We start from the raw sequence: 13,042 nt of genomic DNA, 5'->3' as shown, positions 1-13,042 counted from the left end.
GGCCGCGCGGATCGCGAGCGTGACGGCGCTGGGAAGGCTCGGAGAGGCGGGAGAGCGGGGTGCGGCGGACGGTCTGCCGGAGATTCTGCGGCACACGGGCCATCCGGACGCGGCGGTACGCCGCCGGGTGGCCGTCGCGCTGGCCGGGCTCGTGCCGGGCGACCACGAGGAGGGAGTGGCGGCGCTGACGGCGCTCAGCGCGGACACCGACAACTCGGTGCGCGAACGGGCGACATCGGCCCTGGCGGGGGTCGACGCCGACACGCCCGCGATCCGCGCGGCCCTGGCGGCGCGGCTGACGGACCCGGTGGCGGTCACCGCCGCCGAGGCGGCCCGGGGGCTGGTGGTGCGCCGGGATCCGCGCGCGGTGGACGCGCTGGCCCGGATGCTCGCCGACGGGTCGGTGACCGGTCGTGCGCGCGGGACGGCGGCCGGCGCGGTGCGCCTGCTGCCGGAAGCGGCGGTCCGGCGCAGGCTGGCGGGCCTGCTGCCGCGCGGCCGGTGACGCGGGCCGGGCACAATGCCGAAGACACGGCGCGGCGCCGCCGGGGTCACAGCAGCCGCAGGACGCCCGGCGCGCGTTCGTCGATGATCTCCGTCAGCCAGTCGAAGACCGTGGGGCCGCGCCCGGCCTCCGCCTCGTCCAACTTCTTCTGGACCGAGGCCCTGTTGACCTCGGGCACCCGGGCCAGCCGGAGCCGGAGCTGACGCGCCGTCTCCTGGTGGCCCAGCGCGCGGCGCGAGAGCCCGTGGTCGTGCCACTCGATGACGAAGTCCCGGTCGTCCGGCGTCCCGTAGCCGCCGCTCAGACAGTCCGCGAACGCGTCGAGATTGCGGCCGAAGTAGCCGTCGGGTCCGTTCACGGCCTCGCCGATCAGCTGCCAGAAGCGCTCCAGGCCGGTGACCTCCGCCCCGTGGATCACATACGTCACGGTCATGGGGCGGAGGCTACCTGTCCGTCGTCGTACGGGTGGGGGTACGGGATCAGCAGCCGTGGTCGACCAGGTCGAAGGAGTCGTAGTGGTCGGCGGTGTAGTAGTCCTGCTCCTCGTTACCGGTCACGATGCGGCGCGCGCCCCGGTCGGGAGAGCCCGGCGTCTCGACGGTGTACTCGTGGTAGTAGCCGGTGGACTCCTGCGGCAGGATGCCTTCGCGGTTCTGGAAGACCCCGCCGTCCTGCGGATACGGGTAGGGGCCGCCCGCGTCGATGAGGTCGAGGGTGTCGTGCGCCTGGGCGGGGAGGTCGGAGTAGCAGATGTCGCCGACCGCGAGCGGGGCGGCGGTGGCCGTGGTCGCGACCGTGCCGCCGACGAGGAGGGTGGACAGGAGGGCGGCTGCGCCGCCGATGAGGGCGATTCGTGGGGGGATTCGCATGTCCACCATGATGACGCGCGTAGACGTGAGCACGTCAATCCCAAGTCGGTGGAGTTTTCGGGAAGTTGACCGCCCGGTACGGGCACGACATCCGCCGTTCGTGACCGGTTTGCCGCCGGGCCGGCCGCGAGGCGCGCGCCTTCTGCGGCTTCTGCACGGGGGCCTGCGGCACCTCGATGGTGATCGCGACCCCGGAGGGCTCCCGCGCACCGGTGAGCCGCGACAGTTCCTCGTCGGTCGACTTGACGCTGGCGGAGCGGGGCGCGATGCCCGCGTCCGACATCAGCCGTGTCATGTCCCGCTTCTGCTCGGGCAGGACGAGCGTCACGACGCTGCCGGACTCACCGGCGCGCGCGGTGCGTCCGCCGCGGTGCAGATAGTCCTTGTGGTCGACGGGCGGGTCGACGTTGACGACCAGGTCGAGGTCGTCGACGTGGATGCCGCGGGCCGCGACGTTCGTCGCGACGAGCACGGTGACCAGGCCGGTCTTGAACTGGTCGAGCGTGCGGTTGCGCTGCGGCTGGGACCGTCCGCCGTGCAGGCCCGACGCCCGTACGCCGCTGGCCAGCAGCCGCTTCACCAGCCGGTCCACCGACCGCTTGGTGTCCAGGAACAGCAGCACCCGGCCCTCGCGGGCCGCGATGCGCATGGTGACGGCCTTCTTGTCGGTCTCGTCCATGACGTACAGGACGTGGTGCTCCATCGTCGTGACCGCGCCCTGGGAGGGGTCGACGGAGTGGACGACGGGATCGGTCAGGTACTGCCGTACGAGCCGGTCGATGTTCTTGTCGAGCGTCGCGGAGAACAGCATCCGCTGCCCGTCCGGCCGCACCTGCTTGAGCAGCGCGGTGACCTGCGGCATAAACCCCATGTCGGCCATCTGGTCCGCCTCGTCGAGGACCGTGATGGTGACCTGGTCCAGCCGGCAGTCGCCGCGCTCGATGAGGTCCTTGAGCCGTCCGGGCGTCGCCACGAGCACCTCGGCGCCGCGCCGGAGCTGTCCGGCCTGCTTGGTGATCGACAGGCCGCCGACGACGGTGGCCATGCGCAGGTTCACGGCGGTGGCGTACGGGGTGAGCGCGTCGGTGACCTGCTGGGCCAGCTCGCGCGTGGGCACCAGCACCATCGCGTACGGCGCGCGCGGCTCGGCGCGGCGGCCGGCGAGACGGGCCAGCATCGCGAGACCGAAGGCGAGGGTCTTACCGGATCCGGTACGGCCCCGGCCGAGGATGTCGCGGCCCGCGAGGGAGTTCGGGAGGGTGGCGCCCTGGATCGGGAAGGGCTCGGTCACACCGAGGGAGTTGAGGGTCTTGAGCAGGCCCGCGGGCATGTCGAGCTCGTCGAACGCCTCGACGGCGGGCAGCGCGGGGGTGATGGTTTCCGGCAGCGTGAACTCCTGCGGGCGCGCGACACGGCGGGCCGGCGCCTTCGCCGAGCCCTTCGCGGGGCCCTTGGCACGGGAGTTGACCGGGCGCTTGCCGGCCGGGCGGGGAGCGCGGGCCGGGCGTTCGGAGCGAGTCATTCGGTTGAAGCACCTTCCCTAAGCCTGTGGACAGCACAAGCCGGGACCCGCACCGTGCAGGTGCGGGCCCCGGCTGCGAGGTACGCGTCCGGAAACTAGGCCGGGACGATGTTCTCCGCCTGCGGGCCCTTCTGGCCCTGCGTGACGTCGAACGAGACCTTCTGGCCCTCCTGGAGCTCACGGAAGCCCGAGGTGGCGATGTTCGAGTAGTGGGCGAAGACGTCGGCGCCGCCGCCGTCCTGCTCGATGAAGCCGAAGCCCTTTTCCGAGTTGAACCACTTCACGGTTCCAGTAGCCATGTCGTTCTCCTAAAACAGGTGCAGAGACGAATCCGCACTTCACGGATTCCTCGTCGCCGCATTGAGCCCCATCCGGAGAAGCCGGTGGAAACATTAAAATGCGCCTGAGGAACATTCCCGTCAGGCGCACATAAAGTTCATGGGTACCAAAACTGCAACGCAGTCAGCCTAGCACGCCCCTCGGGGCTTACGCGGATCCGACACACCTGGACCCACGGGACGGGTGTCGGTGCAGGTCACAGCGGCTCAGCTCCGTACGATGCCCCGCGCGCGGGCGGCGGCGAGCCAGTGCGGGAATTCCGCGACGAGCCGGTCGTACAGCACGTCGTCCGGCACCGCTCGCGGGTCGAGTCCGGCGTGGAAGAAGCCCGCGTTGTCGACGGACCGCTTCTGCGGGACGGCCAACTCGTCAAGTTTCCGGAGGAAGTCGAACTGCGAGCTGCGCTTGTTGCCGAAGCCCACGAACTGCCAGAACAGCGGGAGCTCGGCCGCCTTGCACAGGTAGCGTTCGGCGGCGGGCTTGCTGGTCGGCCCGCCGTCGGTCTGGAAGACCACCAGGGCCGGCGCGGTGGACCCGCTGTCCAGATAGTGGTCGATCACCGCGTCCATGGCGAGGTGGTAGCTGGTCCTGCCCATGTGCCCGAGCCCGGCCACGATCCGGTCGACAAGGCCGTGGTGGTCCGCGAGTGAGATCTCCGTCTCGGCGTCGATGTCCGTGGAGAAGAACACGGCGGGGACGACGCCGTCGTCGTCGAGATTCGCCGAGAGACCGAGGACCCGGTCGGCGAAGGCCTGGACGCTGCCGTCCCGGTAGTACTCGCGCATCGACCCCGAGTGGTCGAGGACCAGATAGACGGCCGCGCGCTGACCGCTCATACCGTGTTTGCGCAGGGAGACGGCCGCCGCCCGGTAGTGCCCGACGAGCGCGGGGGCGGTCTCCTCGATCTTGGCGAGGCTGATCGCCGGGCTTCCCGCGGAGGGCGCTGTGGTCATGGCTGCTGCCGTTCACTCGACGGTGCGCGGGGGGATCCGTCGAGGTTACACAGCATCAGAAACACATGTCACGGCGCCCGCCGGTGTCCGGTCGGGGACTGGCGGGCGCCGTGTCTTGCGGAGGGTCCAGGGGACGTCCCCCGGGCCGTCACCGCCCGTACGCCGTTGTACGGGACGTCGGTCGGCCCGTCAGACCGTGAGTGAGCGGTCCGTCGGGCGGATCGGGGCGTGCAGATCGCTCGCCCCGGTCAGATAGCGGTCGACGCCGCGCGCCGCCGAGCGGCCCTCGGCGATCGCCCACACGATCAGGGACTGGCCGCGGCCGGCGTCCCCGGCAACGTACACGCCGTCGACATTGGTCGCGTACTCGGCGTCCCGTGCGATGTTCCCCCGCGCGTCGAGTTCGAGGCCGAACTGGTCGACCAGTCCGTTCTCCCGGTCGGTGCCGGTGAAGCCCATCGCCAGGGTGACCAGCTGGGCGGGGATCGTCCGCTCGGTGCCCGGCTTCGGCACCGGACGGCCGTCGGCGAACTCGACCTCGGTGAGGTGCAGCGACTGGACGTTGCCGTCCTCGTCGCCCTCGAAGTGGGTGGTGGAGACGGAGTAGATCCGCTCGCCGCCCTCCTCGTGCGCGGAGGTGACCTTGTAGAGCATCGGGAACGTCGGCCAGGGCTGGTTCGGGGCCCGGTCCTCGCCCGGCCGGGGCATGATCTCCAGCTGGGTGACGGAGGCCGCACCCTGGCGGTGCGCCGTACCGACGCAGTCCGCGCCGGTGTCGCCGCCGCCGATGACCACGACGTGCTTGCCCTCGGCGGTGATCGGGGAGACCGTCAGGTCGCCCTCCTGCACCTTGTTGGCGAGCGGCAGGTACTCCATCGCGAAGTGGATGCCCTTGAGGTCGCGGCCGGGCACCGGCAGATCGCGCGAGACGGTGGCGCCGGCCGCGATGACCACGGCGTCGTAGCGCCTGCGGAGCTTGGCCGCGTCGACGTCGCGGCCGATCTCCGTCTCCGTACGGAACTTGGTGCCCTCCGCGCGCATCTGCTCGATACGGCGGTTGATGTGGGACTTCTCCATCTTGAACTCGGGGATGCCGTAGCGCAGCAGGCCGCCGATACGGTCGGCGCGCTCGTACACGGCGACCGTGTGGCCGGCCCGGGTCAGCTGCTGGGCCGCGGCCAGTCCCGCGGGGCCGGAGCCGATGACGGCGACGGTCTTGCCGGAGAGCCGCTCCGGGGGCCGCGGGACGACGTCGCCGTTGTCCCACGCCTTGTCGATGATGGAGACCTCGACGTTCTTGATCGTGACGGCGGGCTGGTTGATGGCCAGCACGCACGCCGACTCGCACGGCGCGGGGCAGAGCCGGCCGGTGAACTCCGGGAAGTTGTTGGTGGCGTGCAGGCGTTCGCTCGCCGCCGTCCAGTCCTCGCGGTAGGCGTAGTCGTTCCACTCGGGGATGAGATTGCCGAGCGGACAGCCGTTGTGGCAGAAGGGGATGCCGCAGTCCATGCAGCGTCCGGCCTGCTTGCTGATGATCGGGAGCAGCGAGCCCGGAACGTAGACCTCGTTCCAGTCCTTCTTGCGCTCCTCCACGGGGCGGGACTCGGCCGTCTCGCGCCCGGTGGTCAGGAAGCCCTTGGGGTCAGCCATTGGTCGCCGCCTCCATCATCTTCTCGGTGGTCTCCTGCTCGGAGAGACCGGCGAGCTCAGCGGCGTCCTTGGCGGCGAGCACTGCCTTGTAGGTGGAAGGAATGATCTTGCTGAAGCGGGTCACGGAGGTGTCCCAGTCGGTCAGCAGCTTCTCGGCGACGGTGGAGCCGGTCTCCTCGTGGTGGCGGCGCACGACGTCGTGCAGCCACTCCTTGTCGGTGTCCGTCAGCTCGGTCTCGACCGCGCCGAGGTTGCCGGCGTTGACGTTGTCCGCGTCGAGGTCGATGACGTACGCGATCCCGCCGGACATGCCGGCGGCGAAGTTGCGTCCCGTCTCGCCGAGTACGACGGCGTGGCCGCCGGTCATGTACTCGCAGCCGTGGTCGCCGACGCCCTCGGAGACCACCGTGGCACCGGAGTTGCGGACGCAGAAGCGTTCGCCGGTGCGGCCGCGCAGGAACAGTTCGCCGCCGGTCGCGCCGTAGGCGATGGTGTTGCCGGCGATGGTCGAGTACTCGGCGAGATGGTCGGCGCCCCGGTCGGGGCGGACGACGACCCGGCCGCCGGACAGGCCCTTGCCGACGTAGTCGTTGGCGTCGCCCTCCAGGCGCAGCGTGACGCCGCGGGGCAGGAAGGCGCCGAAGGACTGGCCCGCCGAGCCGGTGAAGGTGATGTCGACGGTGTCGTCGGGCAGGCCCGCGCCGCCGAACTTCTTGGTCACCTCGTGGCCGAGCATGGTGCCGACGGTGCGGTTGATGTTGCGGATGGCGATCTGCGCGCGGACCGGCTGGGCGGCCTCGGCGCTCTCGGCACCGAGCGCGTCGGCGGCGAGCTTGATCAGCTGGTTGTCGAGCGCCTTGGCCAGGCCGTGGTCCTGCTCGACGATCCGGTGGCGTACGGCACCGTCCGGCAGGTCGGGCACGTGGAAGAGCGGCTGGAGGTCCAGGCCCTGGGCCTTCCAGTGGTTCACGGCCCGCTCGGTGTCCAGGAACTCGGCGTGGCCGACGGCCTCTTCGAGGGTGCGGAAGCCCAGCTCGGCGAGGATCTCGCGGACCTCCTCGGCGATGAACTCGAAGAAGTTGACGATGTACTCGGCCTTGCCCGAGAAGCGCTCGCGCAGCACCGGGTTCTGGGTGGCGATGCCCACCGGACAGGTGTCGAGGTGGCAGACGCGCATCATGACGCAGCCGGAGACGACGAGCGGCGCGGTGGCGAAGCCGAACTCCTCGGCGCCCAGCAGCGCGGCGACGACGACGTCCCGGCCGGTCTTGAGCTGGCCGTCCGTCTGCACGACGATGCGGTCGCGCAGCCCGTTGAGCAGCAGGGTCTGCTGGGTCTCGGCGAGGCCGAGCTCCCAGGGGCCGCCCGCGTGCTTGAGCGAGGTGAGCGGGGAGGCGCCCGTACCGCCGTCGTGTCCCGAGATCAGGACCACGTCGGCGTGTGCCTTGGAGACACCGGCCGCGACCGTGCCGACGCCGACCTCGGAGACCAGCTTCACGTGGATGCGGGCGGCCGGGTTGGCGTTCTTGAGGTCGTGGATCAGCTGGGCGAGGTCCTCGATGGAGTAGATGTCGTGGTGCGGCGGCGGTGAGATGAGGCCGACGCCGGGTGTGGAGTGCCGGGTCTTGGCGACCCACGGGTAGACCTTGTGGCCGGGGAGCTGGCCGCCCTCGCCGGGCTTGGCGCCCTGGGCCATCTTGATCTGGATGTCGTCGGCGTGGACGAGGTACTCGCTGGTGACGCCGAAGCGGCCGGAGGCGACCTGCTTGATGGAGGAGCGGCGCTCCGGGTCGTGGAGCCGGTCCGCGTCCTCGCCGCCCTCGCCGGTGTTGGACTTGCCGCCGAGCCGGTTCATCGCGATCGCGAGGGTCTCGTGCGCCTCCTTGGAGATGGAGCCGTACGACATGGCGCCGGTGGAGAAGCGCTTGACGATCTCGGAGGCGGGCTCGACCTCGTCCAGGGCGACGGGCTCGCGGCCGGAGTCGAGGTTGAACAGTCCGCGCAGCGTCATGAGGCGCTCGGACTGCTCGTTCACCCGGTCCGTGTACTGCTTGAAGATGTCGTAGCGCCGGTTGCGGGTGGCGTGCTGGAGGCGGAAGACGGTGTCCGGGTCGAAGAGGTGCGGCTCGCCCTCGCGGCGCCACTGGTACTCGCCGCCGATGTCCAGCGCGCGGTGCGACGCGGAGATGCCGGAGGCCGGGTAGGCCTTGGCGTGGCGGGCGGCGACCTCCTGGGCGACGACGTCGAGTCCGGCGCCGCCGATCTTGGTCGCCGTGCCGCTGAAGTACTTCTCCACGAAGGCGTCGTCGAGACCGACGGCCTCGAAGACCTGCGCGCCCCGGTAGGAGGCGACGGTGGAGATACCCATCTTGGACATGACCTTCAGGACGCCCTTGCCGAGCGCGTGGATGAGGTTGCGCAGGGCGTGCTCGGGCTCCAGACCCTCGATGAAGGTGCCCGCGCGGACGAGGTCCTCGACGGACTCCATCGCGAGGTAGGGGTTGACGGCGGCGGCGCCGTAGCCGATGAGCAGCGCGACGTGGTGCACCTCGCGTACGTCACCGGCCTCGACCAGCAGTCCCACCTGGGTGCGCTGCTTGGTGCGGATGAGGTGGTGGTGCACGGCCGCGGTGAGCAGCAGGGAGGGGATGGGCGCGTGCTCGGCGTCGGAGTGCCGGTCGGAGAGCACGATGATCCGCGCGCCGCCTTCGAGCGCGGCGTCGGTCTCGGCGCAGATCTCCTCGATACGGGCGGCGAGGGCCTCGCCGCCGCCGCTGACCCGGTAGAGGCCGGAGAGCGTGGCGGCGGTCATGCCGGGCATGTCGCCGTCGGCGTTGACGTGTATGAGCTTGGCCAGCTCGTCGTTGTCGATCACCGGGAAGGGCAGCGTGACGCTGCGGCAGGACGCGGCGGTCGGCTCCAGGAGGTTGCCCTGGGGGCCGAGGGAGGAGCGCAGCGAGGTGACGAGCTCCTCGCGGATGGCGTCCAGCGGCGGGTTGGTGACCTGCGCGAACAGCTGGGTGAAGTAGTCGAACAGCAGCCGGGGGCGCGCGGAGAGCGCGGCGATCGGGCTGTCGGTGCCCATGGAGCCGAGCGGTTCGCCGCCGGTGCGGGCCATCGGGGCGAGGATGATCCGCAGCTCTTCCTCGGTGTAGCCGAAGGTCTGCTGGCGGCGGGTGACGGAGGCGTGCGTGTGCACGATGTGCTCGCGCTCGGGCAGGTCCTCCAGCTCGATCTCGCCGGCTTCCAGCCACTCCTGGTACGGGTTCTCGGCGGCGAGCGACGCCTTGATCTCGTCGTCCTCGATGATGCGGTGCTCGGCGGTGTCGACGAGGAACATCCGGCCGGGCTGGAGGCGGCCCTTGCGGACGACCTTGGCGGGGTCGATGTCGAGGACGCCGACCTCGGAGGAGAGGACGACGAGGCCGTCGTCGGTGACCCAGTAGCGGCCGGGGCGCAGTCCGTTGCGGTCGAGGACCGCGCCGACCTGGACGCCGTCGGTGAAGGTGACGCAGGCGGGGCCGTCCCAGGGCTCCATCATCGTGGAGTGGTACTGGTAGAAGGCGCGCCGGGCGGGGTCCATGGAGTCGTGGTTCTCCCACGCCTCGGGGACCATCATCAGCACGGAGTGCGGCAGCGACCGGCCGCCGAGGTGGAGCAGTTCCAGGACCTCGTCGAAGGACGCCGAGTCGGAGGCGTCGGGGGTGCAGACCGGGAAGGTCCGCTCCAGCGTCCGGGGGTCGTCACCGAACACGTCGGAGGCCAGCTGGGACTCGCGGGCCTTCATCCAGTTGCGGTTGCCCTTGACCGTGTTGATCTCGCCGTTGTGCGCGACGAAGCGGTACGGGTGGGCGAGCGGCCAGCTCGGGAAGGTGTTGGTGGAGAAGCGCGAGTGCACGAGGGCGACGGCGGTGGCGAAGCGGCGGTCGGAGAGGTCGGGGAAGAAGGGCTCCAGCTGGCCGGTGGTCAGCATGCCCTTGTAGACGATCGTCCGGGCGGAGAGGGAGGGGAAGTAGACCCCGGCCTCGCGCTCGGCGCGCTTGCGCAGGACGAACGCCTTGCGGTCGAGGGCGATGCCCGAGCGCGTACCGGAGGCGACGAAGAGCTGGCGGAAGACCGGCATCGTGGAGCGCGCGATGGCACCGAGCATCTGGGGGGCGACCGGCACCTCGCGCCAGCCGAGGACGTCGATGCCCTCGTCGGCGGCGATCGTCTCGATCCGTGAGACGGCCTCGTCCGGGTTCCCGGCGGGCAGGAAGGCGATTCCGACGGCGTACGAACCGGCCTCGGGCAGCTCGAATCCGGAGACCTCGCGCAGGAACGCGTCCGGGATCTGGAGCAGGATGCCCGCGCCGTCACCCGAGTCGGGCTCGGAGCCGGTGGCGCCGCGGTGTTCGAGATTGCGCAGTACGGTCAGCGCCTGCTCGACCATCTCGTGGCCGGGCACACCGGTCAGGGTGGCCACGAACCCGACGCCACAGGCGTCGTGCTCGTTACGGGGGTCATACATGCCCTGCGCAGCGGGGCGGCCATCCATGGGCGACCAGGCGTCGAAACGCATCGGCTCTCCCGTCGTCGTCGTGGCATTTGCGATGAACCGAGGGACGACGTTGGCCCTGGGCAAAATTTCGTGCAGGTTACATGATGGGTCGGCTGCTCAGAAAGCGGATAGCTGATTCCAGCATGTGGACGCCGCTCGTGACGGCGAAGGTGGGCCAGAGGTGATCAGAGGCGAAGAGACCGCCGGACACCGGACCACGGCGGAGCGGGCTTCGTTGCCCGCAGCGCCTACGGCTCATGCCCGGAGTTCAAGCGTTCGAAACAACCGGGTAACGGCTAGATATGTGACGCCATGCATAGTGTCCCACCCGAGTGGGGGAACCGCCGGGAGAAGATGGAGGGATGTTCGTCACCACAGTGACGCGACCGCCCCGACCGCGCAATATGTCGTACGCCGGGTGATCCGCCTTCCGGGCGCCCGCCCGGCGGCGCGCCCGGAGCACGCCCGGGCGCACCGCCGGATGTACCGCGCTAGACGGTCGCGCCGAAGAGCGAACCCAGACCGTACGTGAGGGCCGCCGCCGTACCGCCGAGGAGCAGCTGGCGCAGACCGCTGTACCACCAGGTCCGCGCGGTCACCCGGGCCACCAGCGCGCCGCAGGCGAAGAGGCCGAGCAGCGCCACGAGCACGGCCGGCCACAGCACCGTCGCGCCCAGCAGATACGGCAGGACGGGCAGCAGCGCGCCCAGCGCGAAGGAGCCGAACGAGGACACGGCGGCGACCATGGGCGACGGCAGGTCGTCCGGGTCGACCCCCAGCTCCTCGCGCGCGTGGATCTCCAGGGCCTGCTCGGGGTCCTTCGACAGCTGCGCCGCGACCTCGCGCGCCAGCTCCGGCTCGACACCGCGCGACACGTACAGATCGGCCAGCTCGGCCATCTCGTCCTTGGGGAACTTGCGCAGCTCGCGCCGCTCCACGTCCAGCTCCGCCTGGACGAGCTCGCGCTGGGACGCCACGGAGGTGTACTCCCCCGCCGCCATCGAGAAGGCACCGGCCGCCAGACCCGCGAGTCCGGTGATCACGATCGTCTGCCGGTCGACGGCACCGCCCGCCACGCCGGTCATCAGGGCCAGGTTGGAGACGAGGCCGTCCATCGCGCCGAACACCGCGGGACGCAGCCAGCCGCCGTTGACATCACGGTGCGTGTGATTGTCACGGTGTGCTCCGTGGAGCTGCGCCTCGTTGTCCATGACGGACACGGCTGTCCCCTTCCCGCTGGTCCCGCTGTCGTCCGGTGGCGGGACACCCCACCACGGCTTCGAAAATACGCACGAAACAAGGGCCCCGCCAGCAAGGAAGGCCATGCTTACCGGGGGCACCAGCCGGGTGACAGCGACGCTTGTCGGACTCCTCCGGGGCGCGGCGTGGGACGTATGGGAGGAACCGAGGGCCGCTCCTGGGCCCGATGCGTGCGAAAGGCCCCCGCGATGGAGTTGACCGCCTGCGGTCCCGGCGCCGGTTCGGACCCCGGTCCGGAGGCGGCCCGGTCCGCCGACGTCGCCGCGCTGCGGGGACGGGCGCGGGGCGCGCTGCTCGGCCTCGCCGTCGGCGACGCGCTCGGCGCCCCCGCCGAGAACATGCGCCCCTCCGAGATCCGCCGCCGCTGGGGCCGTATCGAAGGCTTCGTCACCGACAACCCGGCCGGCACCGACGACACCGAGTACGCCATCTTCTCCGGGCTCCTCCTGGCCAGACACGGCTCGGCCCTGACCGTCACCCACGTCGAGTACGCCTGGCACCACTGGCTGGCCGACCTCGACGAGGGGCCCTTCCGGGGAGCGGGGTTCAGCGAGCGCGGCACCCTGGAGAACCTGCGCAGGGGCCTCGCCGCCCCGATCACGGCCCAGCACCGCCATGCCTGGAGCGACGGGCTCGCGATGCGGGCGGCGCCGTTCGGCGTCTTCGCCGCCGGCCGCCCGGCCGAGGCGGCGCGGCTCGTCGCGGTCGACGGGACCGTCAGCCACGAGGGCGAGGGCATCTACGGCGGGCAGGCGGTCGCGGCCGGGGTCGCCGCCGCGATGACGGGCGCGGGCCCCGCCTCCGTGGTCGCCGCCGCGCTCTCCGTGATCCCGATGGACTCCTGGACGGCCCGCTCGCTGCGCCGCGCGGTGGTCGCGGCGGGCCGTGAGTACCCCGACACGCTGACCATGGAACGCGCGGTCCGGTCGGCCGTCGTCATCGGCGGCTACCCGTGGACCGACCTGGCGCCGGAGGCGGTGGGCCTGGCGTTCGGCGCGTTCGCTGCGGCGCGCGGAGACTTCCGTACGTCGGTACTGACGGCCGTCAACATGGGCCGCGACGCCGACACCACGGCGGCGGTCGCGGGCGCACTGTCGGGAGCGGTGTCCGGGGCCGGGGCCGTACCGGAGGAGTGGGCCTCGGCGATCGGACCGGTACGGGGCAGCTGCCTGCCGTCGATGCGGGGTTACCACGTCCTGGACATCGCGGACCTGCTGACGCCGGACGACGACTCCCTGGCACGGTCATGAGCGGGCGGCCGCCGATGCGGGAGGGACCGGGCGGGTTCACACGGAGTGCGACCGCCCCGCCGACCGAGAACCGGGCGGCGGCCGGCCCCGTCCCAGCCCGTCCGGCGATCGAGGTCGAACGGGCCGCCACGCGGAGTGCGGCCGGACCAGCGCC

Annotated in this window: 10 protein-coding genes; 2 read left to right on the top strand and 8 right to left on the bottom strand. The window is 71.2% G+C overall.

Annotation, left to right across the window (positions count from 1 at the left end):
• Window positions 1-505, top strand: a 505-nt coding sequence (locus GXP76_RS28710; protein ID WP_242574530.1) for a HEAT repeat domain-containing protein, incomplete at its 5' end; no start/stop codon positions are given.
• 46 nt (window positions 506-551) lie between these two features.
• Here GXP76_RS28710 and GXP76_RS28705 read toward each other — a convergent pair.
• The 8 genes from GXP76_RS28705 to GXP76_RS28670 form a co-directional block, all read right to left on the bottom strand.
• The gene (locus GXP76_RS28705) at window positions 552-938 is read right to left on the bottom strand and encodes a barstar family protein (protein ID WP_242574529.1); all 387 of its coding nucleotides are present in this window, start codon (window positions 936-938) and stop codon (window positions 552-554) included.
• A gap of 46 nt (window positions 939-984) precedes the next feature.
• Window positions 985-1,374, bottom strand: a complete 390-nt coding sequence (locus GXP76_RS28700; protein ID WP_242574528.1) for a ribonuclease domain-containing protein — start codon at window positions 1,372-1,374, stop codon at window positions 985-987.
• A 34-nt stretch (window positions 1,375-1,408) separates the two neighbouring features.
• A complete protein-coding gene (locus tag GXP76_RS28695; RefSeq protein WP_242574527.1) occupies window positions 1,409-2,896 on the bottom strand; it encodes a DEAD/DEAH box helicase in 1,488 nt (495 codons plus the stop codon).
• A gap of 95 nt (window positions 2,897-2,991) precedes the next feature.
• A complete protein-coding gene (locus tag GXP76_RS28690) occupies window positions 2,992-3,195 on the bottom strand; it encodes a cold-shock protein (protein WP_003969786.1) in 204 nt (67 codons plus the stop codon).
• Window positions 3,196-3,441: 246 nt separating this feature from the next.
• Window positions 3,442-4,188: a VWA domain-containing protein gene (locus GXP76_RS28685; protein WP_242574526.1), complete on the bottom strand. Its 747-nt coding sequence runs from the start codon at window positions 4,186-4,188 to the stop codon at window positions 3,442-3,444.
• A gap of 189 nt (window positions 4,189-4,377) precedes the next feature.
• Entirely contained in the window at window positions 4,378-5,838 is a 1,461-nt protein-coding gene (locus GXP76_RS28680) for a glutamate synthase subunit beta (protein ID WP_242574525.1), read from the bottom strand.
• Entirely contained in the window at window positions 5,831-10,399 is a 4,569-nt protein-coding gene (gene gltB / locus GXP76_RS28675) for a glutamate synthase large subunit (protein WP_242574524.1), read from the bottom strand. Before gltB ends, GXP76_RS28680 begins: the two co-directional genes overlap by 8 nt.
• Before the next feature lie 470 nt (window positions 10,400-10,869).
• Entirely contained in the window at window positions 10,870-11,589 is a 720-nt protein-coding gene (locus tag GXP76_RS28670) for a VIT1/CCC1 transporter family protein (RefSeq protein ID WP_277993942.1), read from the bottom strand.
• Window positions 11,590-11,826: 237 nt separating this feature from the next.
• On the opposite strand from GXP76_RS28670, the gene GXP76_RS28665 reads away from it, so the two are divergent.
• Window positions 11,827-12,888 carry an ADP-ribosylglycohydrolase family protein gene (locus tag GXP76_RS28665; RefSeq protein WP_242574522.1) on the top strand — a complete coding sequence of 354 codons (1,062 nt, stop codon included), beginning with the start codon at window positions 11,827-11,829 and terminating at the stop codon, window positions 12,886-12,888.
• The last annotated feature ends 154 nt before the right edge of the window (window positions 12,889-13,042 follow it).

Origin of the sequence: Streptomyces sp. NP-1717 (assembly GCF_022695985.1) — a bacterium.
Taxonomy (GTDB): domain Bacteria; phylum Actinomycetota; class Actinomycetes; order Streptomycetales; family Streptomycetaceae; genus Streptomyces.
The sequence above is the reverse complement of the archived record's forward strand: the minus strand, read 5'-3'. Positions and strand labels throughout refer to the sequence as shown.